This window comes from Lacihabitans sp. CS3-21 (assembly GCF_024343675.1).
Classification (GTDB): domain Bacteria; phylum Bacteroidota; class Bacteroidia; order Cytophagales; family Spirosomataceae; genus Leadbetterella.
This window is the reverse complement of the sequence record NZ_RJUD01000097.1, coordinates 112,479-129,412: the sequence shown is the minus strand read 5'-3', so window position 1 is coordinate 129,412 and position 16,934 is coordinate 112,479. Positions and strand designations below refer to the sequence as shown.

The following is a 16,934-nucleotide window of genomic DNA, read 5'->3' as shown; positions in this document are numbered from 1 at the left end:
TGGTATTTTTGCAAAAAAAATAAGGGTTTGAAGTACATATTTCTAGTTGTCACAATATTTTTTTTCAGGATAGCGTTTGCCACTAACCCAAGTGGTCCAGAAAACCGATACAACATAATTCATAATTTCGAAAATGATTGGACTGAATATGACAAGGATTTAGAGGCTTACACACCCTACATATCAGAAAACAATAACACCAATAAAGTATTTTCAGTTAAGATAAACCTGAATGATTATCCAGGAGCATTTTTAGTAATTAAAACAAATCAAAAAGACAACTACCTTTTTTTTGATAACCGTCTAAAAAAAAGTCTTTCTACAGATAAATGGGTTGTATATAGCATCAAAGAGATCATTAAAGAATTAAAAAAGAGTGAAACAATTCTCAGTATATTCGGCTCTAACTCGCCAGATAAAAACACTGTTTTTATAGGTTATCCAACATCACAAGCCATTTCAGTTGTTGAAAAAACAAAAAACAGTTTCTTGAATCTTATCCCAAGAGGGAATTCACACCTAAACAGCAGCTTGGTGTTTGTGTTTTTTATCAATATCATTATGTTAAGTTTTGTGGCCTCTAACTACACCAAAGCTTTCAAGAAATATTACAGCTTCAAGGACCTTTCAGCATTTATACCAAAGGAAAATTCCTTTCTTGTAAATAAACCCATGGACAGGCCAAACATGATGTTCATTATCTTATTAAGTTTAATTTCTGGATTCATAATTATGTTATCGCAGTCTAATGGACTCAGTTTCTTCAAAGAAAACTTCTTTTTCCAGAACGGTAACACATTTGGAATTTTGACTACAAATTTCTTCAAAATCTGTTTATTGATTTTTGTATCATTTGTGCTAAAATACTTCTACATAAATCTTATGGGTAAGCTTTTTAACATAAAAAAAATAGTTGATATTCATTATTTCAAGATAATCCAAACGACTATTTACTATTTTTCAATAGTATTGATATTACTACTGATTGGGTTTAACACCCACATCAAAATCGGCCTTGAATTCAAATATTTATTCACTTTAGTATTAATAATTTTCTACTTACTAAGGACTTTACTAATCTATTTTACTATAAATAGAGTCGGAAATATCAAAACTCTTTACTTAATTTCCTATCTTTGCATTGTAGAAGTGTTTCCAATTGTATTAGGAATAAGAATTCTACTCTAACAATACAAACTAACCTAGAATGGCCTAGGTGATAAGACCAAAGATTAATTCAAATTTTTTCTGCATGAGTGAAATGACAGATATTCAAAAAGAAAGTAGGCTAAAAAAAGTTGATAGCATATTAATTACTCTAGAAAATCCAGGTGAAAAATCTCTAACTTACACTGACCTGACCAAAGTCTATAACTTAAAAGTCGATTTTAGAAATTTTATCGACGTTAAGAAGTCAGATCATAGAGAATTCAGAAAACAGAAGATTGATATTTTAGCTCATACGGCTATTGTTTTTACTAGTAGACATGCGGTAGATCATTTTTTCAAAATATGTGAAGAAATGCGAATAGAAGTTCCTATTGACATGAAATACTTCTGTGTTACGGAGCAAACGGCCAATTATCTTCAGAAATACATCACGATACGTAAAAGAAAAATATTTGCTGGCAATAAAACTGCAGCCGATTTAGAACCTTTTTTCATTAAACACAAAAATGAAAAATATCTTTTCCCTTGCTCAAATATTCGAAACAATTCTGTGCCAGATATGTTAAAAAAGCACGGAATAGCATTAACTGAAGCCATCATGTATGAGACAGTTCCTGCTGATTTGTCAGATTTAACAGAAGTATTTTACGATATAATTTGTTTTTTTAGTCCTTCTGGTGTTCATTCGTTGGTTCATAATTTTCCAGATTGGAAACAAAATAATACCCGATTGGCAGCTTTTGGCCCAACAACCGCCAAAGCAATCAGAGACCTTGGTTTGATTCTTGATATAGAGGCACCGTTGCCCAATGCCCCTTCTATGGTGGGAGCTTTGGAACTTTATATCAAAAAAGCCAACAATTTGTAATAAAAAGAACCTGATTAGAAAATAATTCATGTTATTGAATGTTAATAATCAGGGAATAGTTTTTTCCTAATATAAAGAATGATTAAAAAGTATTTCTACATATTGCTTTTTATGTCATATTGCAAGTTGAGTGTTGCTCAAAACATTCCTCAATTTACGCAATATGTATTCAACCAATTTTATATTAACCCCGCAGCTGCTGGGAGTTCAAATCGAACCCAAGTTCAAGCTACAGTAAGGTCACAATACACAGGCTACCTAGCCGATTTTGACCAAGGAGGAAACAATCTTTCTTCTGTTTTTTCTGCAGATTTGCCATTTGCAAAAGCAAAAGGTGGACTTGGAATATACTTTTCCAATAATAATTTTACAAATATCCAGTCTAAATCGGAGTTTCAAGTGGCTTATTCTTATCACAAAAGGATAAACAGTAACATACTTGGAGTTGGTATAAGTGTTGGAGCCAACAATTTAAAGTTACAAGGCGAATACTATCGCCCTCGAGACGAAGAAGATCCATTAATCCCCAATACAACCATTAACTCATTTTCTCCGAATATAAATACGGGAGTTTATTTGTTTAATCCAAGTTATCAACTTGGATTATCTGTAAAAAACCTTTTAGAACCAGGTTATAAAATAAATGATGTGGAAGGCGTATTTAAAGATAAAAGATCTTATTATCTAACAGGAAAATATGATTTCGGCATCACTTATACGCTCGACCTCAGTCCAACATTTATATTGAAGTCTGATTTACAGACTGTTTCAACAGAAATTGGGGCGATTGCTACTTATAATCAACAATATTGGGCTGGTGTTAATTATCGATGGCAAGATGCGGCTTCAGTATTAATTGGTGGCAATTTTATGAAAAACACTGTAAAACTCGGCTATGCAATAGACATTATAAATTTTGGAACTGTAGCAAAATCCAATACCTCACATGAAGTTTTCCTAAGGTATTCGTTTGGAGCACCTAAGATTGGCAGAAAATCAATTATAAAAACTCCGAGGTACAGTATATGATTAAACGGCATAGTTTTTGTTATAAAACCAATAATAAATAATTGGCTACAATTCAAAAAAAACTATTGGTTTATTGGCATGATTTATGCGAATACTATTTTTGTAAATACATCTAATGCAAATAGGTTTTTTTTGGGCAAGTACAATATTAGATAAAAATATTACGTTTAGGCAGTTATAATTTAAGAATTAAATTAACCATCTTGTTTTCGATTATGAACAAGCAATTTTCAAACATTTTAGTAAAAGCCTTTTTAATAATGGCTCCTGTTGTTTTTATGCAAAGCTGCGGCTTTCTTAACAAAACAATGGACAAAGTAGGATTGGGCAAAAAGAAAGGAGGCGATGCGGCTGATCCATTAGACGGAATTCGAAATGGGGAAATAATTGCTACTGCCAGAAAAGGCTACAAACAAACTGCACCAAACGGAATGGTATTGATTCCATCTGGTTCATTTACCATGGGCCAAACTGATGAAGATATCATGTCTGCTCGTATAACGCTAAACAAGAGAATTACGATTTCTCCATTTTATATGGATGATACAGAAATATCTAATCACGAATATAGAATGTTTGTCAACTCTATCATGGCTGACTCAATTTCAGTTCTTGGAGAAGAATTTATTATGACGAAACTATATCCAGATACCACAGTCTGGAAAAAAGATTTTACTTATCACAATGGTGACCAATTAACCGAAAACTATTATGGCAATCCTGCATTTGACATGTATCCAGTAGTGGGTATTAGCTGGGATGCTGCTCAATATTTTGCGAAATGGAGAACACAATTATACAACAATTTTAGAGCGGAAAACGAGCAATTCAAATCTCCCCGATTTAGACTTCCTTCAGAAGCCGAGTGGGAATGGGCAGCCAAAGGTGGCAAAGACGGAGCGAAATATCCTTGGGGTAACCCATATGTAGCCAATGGCAAAGGTTGTTATTTAGCCAACTTCAAACCTTATAGAGGAAATTATCAAAAAGATGGATACCAATATACAGCCCCTGTAAATGCCTTCAATGTAAATGATTATGGCTTATACAACATGGCTGGAAATGTAGCAGAATGGACACAAGATGCATTCTCAGATTCTTACATGCCAGTCACCTGGGACTTAAACCCTTCTTATGACAAAGACGATGAGCCTAGAAAAGTAGTTAAAGGCGGTTCATGGAAAGATGTGGCCTATTTCCTAGAAACAGGTACAACCACTTTCGAATATCGTACGGCCACGAGATCTTACATTGGCTTCAGATGTGTAATGGACAGATTAGGATCTGTACCTGGAAGAGAATAATATTAATTAAACTATATTAAAATAATAAATAAAAATTAAAGTATAAATCATGGCAGCAAGTAATGGTCCAAGTGCGTTTTGGGACAAATATATTCCTTTCTTTTATAGTATTGGTGCAGCAGTAGTAATCCTGGGTGCAATGGGTAAAATCATGCACTATGATTGGGCAAACTGGATGTTACCTGTAGGTTTAGGAACTGAAGTTGTAATATTTGTAATCTATGCACTACAATCTTTTTTGAGACCAAATGTTGAATATCAGTGGGAAAAAGTTTACCCTGAGTTATCTACTGAATTTAAAGGTGAATTACCTAATCGATCAATGGCTGCAGCACCCGCAGGTTTAGGACTAACTGCTAAAATGGACGATATGTTGGCCAATGCTAAAATCACTCCAGATATTTTTGATGGTCTAAAAAGTAGCTTTCAAAATTTATCTAGTTCAGTTTCCAACATGGGTGAGATTGCATCAGCTACAGTGGCCACCAATGAGTTTTCTTCTAAAGTAAAAGAAGCTTCTGGAAAAATCGGTGACATGAATGCATCTTTGAGCAATGCAACAAATTCGATGATGAGTATGAGTGATGCAACAAAAGACGCTCAGGAATACAGAACGCAATTCCAAAAAATATCTCAGAATATGGGAGCATTGAATGCAGTGTATGAAATTGAACTTCAAGATACCAACAGACATTTGAAATCAATGAATTCATTCTATGGAAATCTTTCTAGTGCCATGTCTGACATGCAAGAGGCTTCAAAAGACACGCAACAGTTTAAATCGGAATTGAACAAGCTAACCAATAACTTAGCCTCTTTGAACAATGTTTATGGAAGTATGCTTTCTGCAATGAAGCAATAATAAAACTTACATATCATTTATTCCCTAAAATCGAAATATTAAAATTCAAATATAAAGAATATGGCAGGTGGTAAAGAAAGTCCACGTCAGAAGATGATCAATATGATGTATCTCGTTCTGACTGCGATGCTAGCCCTTCAAGTCAGTAATGCGATATTACAAAAGTTTGTTTTACTCAACAACTCCCTTCAGCAAGCCAATAAAGCAGCTGATGATTCAAACAACCGAACTTTGGCTGCCATGAATGACGCAGTAGAAAAAGCAGGTGGAAAACCAGAGTATAGACAACTTTACAACAATGGTACTGTTGTTAGAAAAAAAACAGCCGAACTCATCACTTATATCGAAGGATTAAAATCCATCATAGTTCAAGATGCCGGTGGTGGTGTAGATGCTGAAACAGGAGGAATTAAAAATTTAGCAGAAGAAGAAAAAGTTGCTAATATTTTTGTAAAAAACAAAAAAGGTTACGAATTGAAGGCAAAGCTTGAAGCTTATGTAGCCGAAATACAAAAATTTGCACCAAGCATTAAATTGGGTTCATTGGCTTTAGACGCCAAAAATGACCCAGCAATGCAAAGTACAGATGCTATCACAAGAAGCAAAGATTTTGCAGAGTTGATGTTTGCCCAAACGCCTGTACCAGCTGCATTGGCAAGTTTAAGTCAGAAACAGTCAGATATTAGAAGATACGAATCTGAAATTTTAGATTATTTGGCTTCTCAAGTAGGGGCCAAAGAAATTAAGTTTGACAAAATATTTGCTGTGGTTATACCAGATTCAAGAACGGTTGTTGCAGGTCAAACTTACAAAGCAGAAATTGCAATTGGTGCCTATTCGAGTGCTATAACTCCCTCGATAAGTATCAACGGATCAGGTTTGCCAGTAAAGGAAGGAAAAGGAACTTACGAAGTAAGAACTTCTGGAGGTACTTTTGATGCCAATGGCGAGATGAAAAGAAGCTATACCGCTACTGTTTCCTATCCAAAACCAGACGGAACAAGAGAAACCGTAACGCAACAAGAAGAATATACAGTTTTGAAACCTTCGGTAGAAATAATGTCGCAATCTATGCCTGCATTGTATTTTAAATGTGCCAATAGAATTCAAACATCTTCACCAGGTTTGAGAGATTTATTTAAACCAACTTTCTCAGGAACTGGAGCAGAATTTATTCCTGGAGGTGGTGGTAAAGTTACTATTGTTCCTAATCTTGCTAAAGTGAATTTGCAAGTAAATAATGATGGTATTGCATTAGGTTCATTTGGTTTCTCTGTAAGAAAAGTTCCTAAGCCAACTATTTCTGCTATTGCTAATGGACAAAGGGTTTCTGACGAAACTTCGAAAAGAGGATTAGCGGCTTCATCAGTTAGAACAATTTCCGTAAATGCAATTGCAGATGAAGATTTTAAGGCAACAAATCCAGAGGATGCCACGTTTAGAGTTTCTAGCTTTAATATCTACTTAGCATCAGGTACTAGACCAAAAGGAAAGTTGGAAAACCAATCTGGTAATGTAAACATCGGTGCATTAGCTCAACAAGCAGAACCGGGTGATAGATATCTTATTACAGTAAACAAAGTACAAAGAAAGAACTTTAAAGGAGAAATTGAAGAAGTGTCTGTAGGTGAAATGAGCTTTACGATACCTTTAAGATAAAATTTTAAATAATTTATAAATGAAAAAAATCACAGTTTTAACTTGCCTACTAGGCCTAGCGGCTACGAGTGCAGTTGTTGCTCAGGAGAAGTCTGACAATGGTATTAATCCACTGTCGTTGCGTCCGGTTCACGAGTCAAACGTGATGTATAAACTAACGCTTTGGAGAAGGTTAGATTTAAATGAAAAGGCCAATCAGCCATTATTTGCCAACGGGGCCGAAATCACCAAACATTTGATAGATGGTGTAAAAGCTGGTGTTTTGGAACCGTATGACAATGACTCCGTATCTACCAAAATTACTTTGGAAGAATTCACTAGAAGACTTACGAAGAAATTTGAAGGTGGTGGATTGTCCAAAGAAGAAATTGAAGCTGGTTTTGGAACTGAAGGTGCTGCTTCAGAAGATGACGGCTGGGGAGGCGGTGGTGCAGCCACTGAAACTACTTCTCAAAACTCAGGTACCAAACCAACAACTGCAGCTGCTGATGCTGAAGGTTATGAGCTATTTGCCAAAGACTTATACATAATTGAGATAAAAGAAGATTGGATTTTTGACAAACAACGTTCTCGTCAATATTTTGACATACAGAGTGTTACCATCAAAATACCTTCTGAATTATCGAGCGATGGTTTAGAGAAAGAGTTAGCTTCGTTTAAATACAAAGAGCTAGAATCTTACTTTAGATTAAACCCTAATTGTATTTGGTATAATTCTGCTAACACTGCTCAACACAAAAATTTGGCAGATGCATTTGAATTGAGATTGTTCAATGGCAGAATCATCAAAAAATCAAATCCTGGGAATAAATACTTGGATCAAATATTCAAAACACCTAAGGAAGGTCTTCAAAAATCTCAACAACTTGAATATGAGTTGTTAGAATGGGAAAATAACCTTTGGGAGTTTTAATATAAATAAAAAAATATTTTGGAGGGGTAAAACTAAAGTTTTACCCCTCTTTTTTTTGAGATTATCCAGAAAAACTTAGTTTTGTTGTATTAACTAAATAATAATCTATGAAAAAAATCACATTATTCGTAACACTACTTTTTGCAGTTACACAACTATTCGCACAGAACATCACAGGAAAGGTAACTGACCAAAGTGGAGAAGCACTCATAGGTGCTACTATTGTGGAAAAAGGCACAAACAATGGCACAACTACCAATACTGAAGGGAAATTTCAGATAAAAGTAAGCGACCTATCAGCCATTTTTCAAATTAGCTACATAGGCTACAAGTCAAAAGAAGTAAAAGGTTCTGATTTATCAACCACAATTGTATTAGAAGAAGGCAACTTATTGGACCAAATAGTTGTAGTAGGCTCTCGAAGCCTTAATCGCTCTGCAACTGACACGCCCGCTCCTATTGATGTCATTGATATCAAAGACATTACCACCAAGACAGGTCAATTGGATTTGAATCAACTTTTACAATTCGCAGCACCTTCTTTCAACTCCAACAGACAGTCTGGTTCTGACGGTACTGACCACGTTGATCCGGCTTCACTTAGAGGATTAGGACCAGATCAAACATTGGTTTTAATAAATGGCAAAAGGAGACATCAAAGTTCATTGGTAAACATATATGGTACAAGAGGAAGAGGAAATACAGGAACTGACTTAAATACCATACCCGCTGCAGCCATCGAAAGAATAGAAATATTACGTGATGGAGCAGCAGCACAGTATGGTTCAGACGCTATAGCAGGAGTAATCAATATTGTTTTGAAGAAAACTACTGACCAGCTGGAGATAAATGCGAATTCTGGTATTTATAAAGCTGGATATAGATTTGATGAAAAGAAATTTGATGGCTTAAATTATAACGTAAACGCCAACTATGGCTTGAAAGTCGGAAATGGCGGCTTTGTGAATTTGACGGGTGATTTCAATTTTAGAGATCACACCAACCGTGCAAATGCAGCAGCAGATGAATTGGCCAGAAGAGAATTTGGTGACCCAAGAGCTCAAAATACTTCACTTTATTTGAACTCCAATTTTCCCATAAATTCGAACACTGCAATCTACGTATTTGGCGGTTCAAACATTAGAAAGGGAGAATCTTATGCTTGGACAAGATTTTCTGATGATGACCGTAACATTCCTTCAATCTATCCTGATGGATTCGATCCATTGATTAAAGCAGATATCAAGGACAACTCCATAGCAGCAGGTATCAAGTCTAAACTAAAAGGCTGGGATATTGATTTGAGCAATACATTTGGTTCAAATAGGTTTGATTATTCTTTGGAAAATACCTTAAACTCCTCACTTGGAGCGACCTCACCTACAGCATTTGAAGCGGGAGGTTTTAGTTTAAATCAAAACACCATTAACCTTGGTTTTTCTAAATTTTTGAAAGACAAAATGGCTGGCCTAAACATAGCCTATGGAGCTGAATACAGAATAGAAAACTATGCGATTTTTGCAGGAGAAGAAAAATCCTACAAAAGCTATATTACGGGTGTACCAGGTGGCTCTCAAGGTTTTCCAGGATTTCAGCCCAGCGATGAGATTGAAGCATCAAGATCAAACTTTGGTTTGTATTTCGACACCGAAGCTGATTTTACCAAGAAATTTATGGTTGGTGCTGCTGTAAGATTTGAGAATTATTCTGATTTTGGAAATACTATCAATGGTAAACTTTCATCTAGACTAAAAATAAACGACGTTTTAACTTTAAGAGCCACGGCAAGTACAGGTTTCAGAGCCCCATCTTTGCCTCAAATTAATTTCAACTCTACAGTTACCAACTTTATCAATGGTAATCCAGTGGAAGTATTAATAGCTAGAAATAATAGTGAAGTTACAAAAGCATTGGGAATTCCTCCCTTAAAGCAAGAACTCTCTAAAAACGCTAGCCTTGGTTTTACAGTTAGACCAAATAATACTTTCTCTTTGACAGTTGATGGATATTGGGTTCAAATAAAAGACAGAATAGTATTGACGGGCCAGTTTACCGACGAAGATGAGCAAATAGGTCAGTTGTTGAAAAATGTAAATGTGGCCAAAGCTCAGTTTTTTACCAATGCCGTAAATACCACTACCAAAGGACTTGATATAATTTTAAGCAACAAGGATAAGGTTGGTCAAGGATATTTAACGACAAGTTTGGCGATGAATTTCAATGATTTGACCATAGACCAAATCAACACCAATGCAAAACTTGCTGGAAAAGAAGACACTTATTTTGACCTAAGAGAGCAGTATTTTCTGAAAGCTTCCGCCCCACCTTCAAAAATTAACTTGACTTTAGACTATCAGATTAAGAAATTCAGTACGATGGTAAGGTTTGTACGATTCGGTAAAATTGAATTGGCCGATTGGAATTATGATGTGGCTGAAAACGATATCTATAATCCAAAAACTACTACAGATTTATCAATCAATTATAAAATTTCTCAAAAACTTGGACTTTCAATAGGGTCGAACAATTTGTTCAACGTTTACCCTGATATGTCGTCTGGCTACTATACAGAATCTGGTGGTGCTTGGGATCCTGTTCAGATGGGAAGTAATGGTGCTTTTTATTATGCAAAAATAAACCTCAAGCTTTAATTGTTCGAGAAAAATTTCGCTAAAACGGGCAGTATAATTTCAAAATTATATTGCCCGTTTTTTTTTGATTTATTACCTTTTCAAGGGCATTTTTAGCATTTTTAGATTATTTTTGTGAAAATTTAAAGTATGGAATACGATATTGTAATTGGCTTGGAGGTTCATTGCCAACTCGACACTGAAAGTAAGATTTTTGCCTCAGACTCAAACAAATTTGGTGGAGAACCCAACACGCATATTGGAGTTATTACTTTAGCACATCCGGGTGTATTGCCTAAACTTAATCAAAAAGCAGTAGAATTTGCCATTAAACTAGGTTTGGCCTTCAATTGTGAGATTAACCAATTTAATTTTTTTGATAGAAAAAACTATTTCTATCCTGACCTACCAAAAGGATACCAGATTTCTCAAGACAAATCGCCCATATGTTTGGGTGGCGAAGTGAAATTTAAAATAAAAAAAGGCAAAGAATTTAGCGACCATTCTGTAAAAATCCATCACATTCACATGGAAGAGGATGCAGGAAAATCTATTCACGATATTGAACCAAACAATACTTGCTTGGATTACAACAGAGCGGGCACTCCCCTACTCGAAATCGTCTCAGAACCATGTATGTCTTCGCCACTAGAAGCAGCAACCTATTTGGCGGAGATTCGCAAAATGGTAAGATTCTTGGGTATCAGCGATGGAAATATGGAAGAAGGTTCATTGAGAGCCGACTTAAATGTGTCATTAAAACCTAAAGGCAGCCCAACACTAGGAACAAAAGTAGAAATCAAAAATATGAACTCTATAAGGTTTCTGCAAAAAGCAGCAGAATATGAAATAGAGCGTCAGGCTGCCATATTGGATGCCAATGGCACAATAATACAGGAAACTAGGAGTTTTGACCCCGAACAAGGAAAAACTTTTGGTATGAGAGTGAAAGAAACCATGAACGATTATCGTTATTTCCCTGAGCCCGATTTAGCACCGATAATTATAAGCGACATTGAGCTTTCTGAAGCAAAATCAAAGATGCCGAAGTTGCCGTTTGAATTGTTTGAAACTTTCAGCAAAGAAATGGGTATTTCAGAAGAACATGCCTATTTATTAACGGAGGAAAAATCGATAAGTGACTATTTTACAGAAACTTGTGAACACACAAAAAACTATAAAAGTGTCTCAAACTGGATATTGTCAAACATAAAAGGATATTTGAATGAAAATGGAATTGATATTGACCAATTTGCTGTAAAGCCGAATAAACTGGCAGAATTGATTAAAAACATTGACCAAGGAAATATTAGCAATTCGGCCGCCCAAGTGTTAATGAATATGTTAATTGCCCAACCTGAAAGTGATATTTTAGAATTGGCTAAGTCTAACAATTTGATTCAGAGTCAAGACTCAGACTCCATGAACCTTTGGATAGAAGAGGTATTGAGTCAAAATTTGGCTAAGGTGGATGAATACAAAAAAGGGAAAAAAGGGTTAATGGGATTTTTTGTCGGTGAGGTCATGAAAAAATCTAGAGGTTCAGCAGATCCAAAAATACTCAACGCACTTTTGGCAGATAAATTGAAGTAAAAAAAATATTTACATACGTTCATTTGTAAAATCTAACAAATGAAGAAAAAAATAAACATGAAGAAAAAATTAATGTTGTTGTTTTTTGTTGGAATATTCATTTCATGCAATTCACAAACCAAAGACGTTGGAGCCGAACTCCCTCTCAAAATAAAGGGAACGCTCAACAACGATGTATCCGGAATGGTTTATTTTGAAAGGATGAACGAGAGAAATATCGGGGCAAGAGTAGATAGTTCGAAAATTACGGGAAAAAGTTTCGCATTTGAAACCAAGATAGCAGAGCCAGGAATCTATCAGTTAAATATTGCCAATGAGCAAGTTATTGGCTTGATATTGGACGGCGGAGAGCAACTAACCATCGTAGCCGATGGATCTGCAACACCAGACAAGGCCGCCACTGCAAAGGTTGAGGGTTCTGAAAACATGCGAATGTTCAATGAAGTGATGAGCGATATGCAGAACTTTTCGAAAAACGTAAATACTTTGGATGGAAAATTCCAAGCAGCAAAAAACGAGAAAGACAAAGCGGTACTAAGAAACCAGTATTTAGCGATGTTAGAGGGACAAAAAAACCTCATAATGCCGAAAATAAAAGCTATGGGTACTTCTTTGGCCGGTATCATAGCAACCAATAATTTTTTAAAGCCCGACTTTGGTGGAGAATATCAATTTGAGTTGAAAGAAAAACTTGAAAAAGAAGGCAAAAATCATTTCTTTGCCAAGATGTTTATTCAAACCGTCAATCAGGCCTTGGTAGGAACTGTAGGTTCGGTTGCTCCAGATTTTGAACTAACTACTCTAGAAGGCAAAAAAGTTAAACTATCAGACTATAGAGGCAAAACCGTCGTTATTGATTTTTGGGCTACTTGGTGTGGCCCGTGCATTATGGCTTTCCCAGGCATGAAAAAAGCGACCGAAAAGTACAAAGACAATCCAGATGTGGTATTTCTATTCGTGAATACATTTGAAAGAGTGGGCGAAGGACAATGGAAAGACCATGTGTCAAAATTTATCACTAACCGTGGGTTTACATTTTTGAACCCTGTGCTTGATATTGGAAATCAAACAGCTATGACCTACGGAGTTGAGGGCATTCCAGCAAAATTCTGTATAGACAAAGATGGAAAAGTAAAACACAAAGGTTCTGGATATCTCGGGAGCACAGAGGCTGTCTTCAACGAGATGGTGGAATGGATTGAAAAATAATTAAATTTAAATAGCCCATAAGAAATTTGAGGCTATTTTTTTTGACAAAAAAATATAACCCTTAGTAAATGAAGATTGCGATTGTAGGATGTGGAAACATGGGAATGGCCTTTGCGAGGTCTTTTATTCAATATGATTTAGTAAAAAAAGAGAATCTCCTCCTAATAGAAAAAAGTCCTGAGCGTTCGGAAATCCTAAAAAAATCTAAGGAAGGCGTAGTGGTGGACACAATAAACGATAGTCTTTCGGGCTACGACTTAGTTATTTTATCTGTAAAACCACAAGATTTTAGCGTTGTGGCAGTAGAACTAAAGGCTTTTTTAAACCCTGAGCAAGTAGTTTTATCTATTATGGCAGGTATCACGATGTCTCGTATTCAAAACGAACTTGCCCACAAATTGGTGGTAAGAGCTATGCCGAATACGCCAGCAATGCTTGGCCAGGGGATTACTGGTTTTTGTGCATCGGAGGGCATCGGTTTCTCTAAGCTATTGAAAATAGAAAACCTTATCAATGCCACAGGTAGATCTGTATATATTGAAGAAGAAAGCATGTTAGATGCCGTAACTGCTCTTAGTGGAAGTGGACCTGCTTATTTTTATTATGTTGTAAAACACATGGTGGAAGCAGGCATGAAAATGGGCTTCGATGAAGGACTTTCAAGATTATTGGTCAAGCAAACCATGCTAGGAGCTTATCACCTTATCAACAACGCTGAACTCAGTCTCGATGATCTCATAAAGGCGGTTGCCTCAAAAGGAGGAACCACTGAAGCTGCTTTGAGTACATTTGCTGAAGCAAATATCGGAACTGGACTAGAACAAGGAATACTGAATGCTGAAAAACGAGCGAAGGAGCTTTCGAAATAAATGAAAAAACTTATCTATTTTCTTCTAATACCTATTCTTTTTGGTTGTAATCCAAGCAAATTGCTGGTGAGTAAAAACGAAAAGCAATTGGCCTTTTATAAAATAAAGAAAAATACTTTTGTGCACATTTCGTTTTTGCAAACCCAAACTTGGGGAAAAGTGGGTTGTAACGGCATGATTTACATTCATAAAAACCAAGCCTATGTATTTGATACGCCAACCGACAATGAAACTTCCGAGGTACTCATTAAAACCTTGGAGGATCAAAATATTAAAATAAAAGGTGTCGTAGTGAATCATTTCCATAACGACTGCCTTGGCGGTTTAGAGGCATTTCACAAAAAGGGAATAAAAAGCTATGCCTCAGAAAAAACCATAGAATTGGCAAAAAAGGACAGTGTGACTGTTCCGCAAATCGGTTTCAAAGAACATTTGACTTTACGCATTGGCAAAAAGGACATTGTGAATCATTATTTGGGAGAGGCACATACCAAAGACAACATTATCAGTTTTATTCCTTCCGAAAATTTAATGTTTGGGGGCTGTATGGTAAAAGAACTGAATGCGGGTAAAGGATTTCTGAGCGATGCAAATGAAAAAGAGTGGTCAAATACCATCCGAAACGTAAAAAAAGCCTTTCCAACTGCACAATTCATAGTTCCGGGCCATGGGAAACCGGGCGGACAAGAATTACTGGATTATACGATTGGATTGTTTGAGGTGAAGTAAAATATTTATCTAATTTCTCTTTACTAAGCCAATGGCCCTTTAAATGGTCAACATCCAATTGTTGGGCTGTTTTGATATTACTTTGTTTATGCACCAGTTTAGAATCTCCATTCTACTTCTGTTTAGAATTTCTAAATCATGCCCACATTTTTCTAATTCTTACAATTTTAATTTGCATATGTATACTTTTTATAAGAATACTCCAAAATTTTCTAGAACTTCAAAGAACTCTACTTATTCAAAAAGCATATAGATGACCTATTCTAAATTAGTATCAAGAGAAATTCAACCAAGAAAATTCAATGTTTTTAACCAATAAGCTACGAACAAAATAAGAAAGATTTATTTCCAAAGACCTACACTATTCTCATTTTATAACCAATAGTTTTTGATTGATAACAGTCTCAGATATATAAATACGAATAAAATAAGTGCCACTCAGAATCAATGGAGGCAACAAAAAGTCTTTTTCAGCGACTGAAACATCGTTTTCTGCTATAATTACTCTGCCCATTGGATCTACTAATTCAAATCGCCAATTATTACCAAAATCGCCAATAACATTAATTTTAATGCTCTCATTTGTTGGATTGGGGCTAATGCTAGCTGAAAATTTTTCAGTTGAGTTCAATTTAAGACTCGTGATAGTAGTTGTAGATGGGGGTGAAATTACAATACTCGTACTACCCACCAATTTATCAGAAAGCTCATTAAGATAACACTCCAAATTTGTGTAGCCTTCCACGCCAGTAAATTTCTTTGAAAGTTGCGTACCATTATGGTCTTGTGCGTTTGGATTCAGCCCATTAGCGGTTTCCCAAGCGTTGGGCATTCCGTCATTGTCAGTATCGGTTGGAGCAACTGGTTGGGTCGTAAAATCTAACTGAAACGCATCATTAAAATAATCTGTACCGTTGATTGGTTGCGTATTAATTACATTCTGCACGATTGGCGAAAATAATCTTCTATCCATCGGGTCACGGGGAAACGCTCCAACATTTTTAGTGGCATATTCTCTTAATTCAGTAGCCGATGTTGGCGAAATCAAAGGAAAAACATTACGCGTACTCAGCTTTTGTGCCGAACCTAAGTTAGTATTTGGGGCATTCTGATTGAAATCATTGCAGCAATAAAATAACTGATAATCAGCATATTGACTATAACGGCTCATCTTATTTCCCGAAACATATAGTTTATTATTGGCATTAGTCAAAAAATCGATTGATGCCAAGGGGCCATTGAAAGTATTACGAACAACCGAGAAATTATTCATAAAATTCATATTCAATCTAAAATTTTGACATTCGCTTCCACCCGTGATGCAGGAATTATACCACGTCTGAATCTGCTGGTCCCAAAATAAATTAGATGTGATTTCGATATTGAGCGGATTTGAACTACAATAAGGCGATTCGCAAGAAATTTCGGGAAAACGCCCCCCAATCCTATTCCAAACATTGTGATGTATGCTGATATTATCTTGCTGATGACCTGCCACTGAATAATTGAGCAACATTCCGCCTAAATTAAAATGCTCACCCAATGTTTCAGAAAGCATACAGTTTTGAACGGTGATATTACGAGAATGGGATATCTGCACACTTTCGTCTATCGCATTTGCAAATGAACAATGATCAACAATTACATTACTTGCACCATCAAGCCGAAGACCATCGTCGAGTACATAACCTTGATTGGCTAAGGTCTGTGTAGGCTTTGGTCTCGAACGTATGTGCCGTATAATGACATTTCGGGAAACTGTATTTTGCTCGTATATTTCGTCAAGGATGATACCTCGCACGATAATTCCACCGGGCGATGTTTGACCAGCAATCGTAACATCCCCTTTAAAAACCTCCGCTGCACAAGGTATCACCCCGCTTACTTTAAACAAAATATACTTTGCCCCCGACTGATTGAGCCCATATTGTAATGATCCCACACCCGAGCAATTTAAATTAGTTACATAATACACACTACCTCCACGCCCTCCAGAAGCATTTGCCCCGAAACCTTCGGCTCCAGGGAAAGCCGGGATGGTTTGACCGTAACAACTTATCTGAAAAATAATGAGTGACAAAAAAACAAGTTTTTTCATG

General features: G+C 36.0%; 13 protein-coding genes. 12 read left to right on the top strand and 1 reads right to left on the bottom strand.

The genetic code is table 11. The annotated features are described in order from the left end of the window. The first annotated feature begins 27 nt into the window (after window positions 1-27). The 12 genes from EGI24_RS15140 (at window position 28) to bla (ending at window position 14,835) form a co-directional block, all read left to right on the top strand. Entirely contained in the window at window positions 28-1,188 is a 1,161-nt protein-coding gene (locus EGI24_RS15140; protein ID WP_255049313.1) for a DUF4271 domain-containing protein, read from the top strand. 64 nt (window positions 1,189-1,252) lie between these two features. Then, on the top strand, window positions 1,253-2,038 hold the full coding sequence (locus tag EGI24_RS15135) for a uroporphyrinogen-III synthase (RefSeq protein WP_255049312.1): 786 nt from the start codon (window positions 1,253-1,255) through the stop codon (window positions 2,036-2,038). Between the two features lie 78 nt (window positions 2,039-2,116). Then, on the top strand, window positions 2,117-3,067 hold the full coding sequence (locus EGI24_RS15130) for a type IX secretion system membrane protein PorP/SprF (RefSeq protein WP_255049311.1): 951 nt from the start codon (window positions 2,117-2,119) through the stop codon (window positions 3,065-3,067). A gap of 215 nt (window positions 3,068-3,282) precedes the next feature. Next, window positions 3,283-4,371: an SUMF1/EgtB/PvdO family nonheme iron enzyme gene (locus EGI24_RS15125; protein ID WP_255049310.1), complete on the top strand. Its 1,089-nt coding sequence runs from the start codon at window positions 3,283-3,285 to the stop codon at window positions 4,369-4,371. A 49-nt stretch (window positions 4,372-4,420) separates the two neighbouring features. Continuing rightward, a complete protein-coding gene (gene gldL, locus EGI24_RS15120) occupies window positions 4,421-5,233 on the top strand; it encodes a gliding motility protein GldL (protein ID WP_255049309.1) in 813 nt (270 codons plus the stop codon). A gap of 60 nt (window positions 5,234-5,293) precedes the next feature. Then, entirely contained in the window at window positions 5,294-6,892 is a 1,599-nt protein-coding gene (gene gldM / locus EGI24_RS15115) for a gliding motility protein GldM (protein WP_255049308.1), read from the top strand. Between the two features lie 19 nt (window positions 6,893-6,911). Next, entirely contained in the window at window positions 6,912-7,805 is an 894-nt protein-coding gene (gene gldN / locus EGI24_RS15110) for a gliding motility protein GldN (protein ID WP_255049307.1), read from the top strand. A 107-nt stretch (window positions 7,806-7,912) separates the two neighbouring features. Continuing rightward, window positions 7,913-10,456, top strand: coding sequence for a TonB-dependent receptor (locus EGI24_RS15105; RefSeq protein WP_255049306.1), 2,544 nt, complete (start codon window positions 7,913-7,915; stop codon window positions 10,454-10,456). Window positions 10,457-10,585: 129 nt separating this feature from the next. Beyond that, window positions 10,586-12,028, top strand: a complete 1,443-nt coding sequence (gene gatB, locus EGI24_RS15100; protein WP_255049305.1) for an Asp-tRNA(Asn)/Glu-tRNA(Gln) amidotransferase subunit GatB — start codon at window positions 10,586-10,588, stop codon at window positions 12,026-12,028. Between the two features lie 57 nt (window positions 12,029-12,085). Beyond that, window positions 12,086-13,237, top strand: coding sequence for a TlpA disulfide reductase family protein (locus tag EGI24_RS21920; protein ID WP_310586095.1), 1,152 nt, complete (start codon window positions 12,086-12,088; stop codon window positions 13,235-13,237). A 68-nt stretch (window positions 13,238-13,305) separates the two neighbouring features. After that, window positions 13,306-14,106, top strand: coding sequence for a pyrroline-5-carboxylate reductase (proC, locus tag EGI24_RS15085; RefSeq protein ID WP_255049304.1), 801 nt, complete (start codon window positions 13,306-13,308; stop codon window positions 14,104-14,106). Next, entirely contained in the window at window positions 14,107-14,835 is a 729-nt protein-coding gene (gene bla, locus EGI24_RS15080) for a subclass B1 metallo-beta-lactamase (RefSeq protein ID WP_255049303.1), read from the top strand. Between the two features lie 367 nt (window positions 14,836-15,202). On the opposite strand, the gene EGI24_RS15075 is transcribed toward bla, so the two are convergent. Then, window positions 15,203-16,933 carry a T9SS type A sorting domain-containing protein gene (locus EGI24_RS15075; RefSeq protein WP_255049302.1) on the bottom strand — a complete coding sequence of 577 codons (1,731 nt, stop codon included), beginning with the start codon at window positions 16,931-16,933 and terminating at the stop codon, window positions 15,203-15,205. Window position 16,934 lies beyond the last annotated feature (1 nt).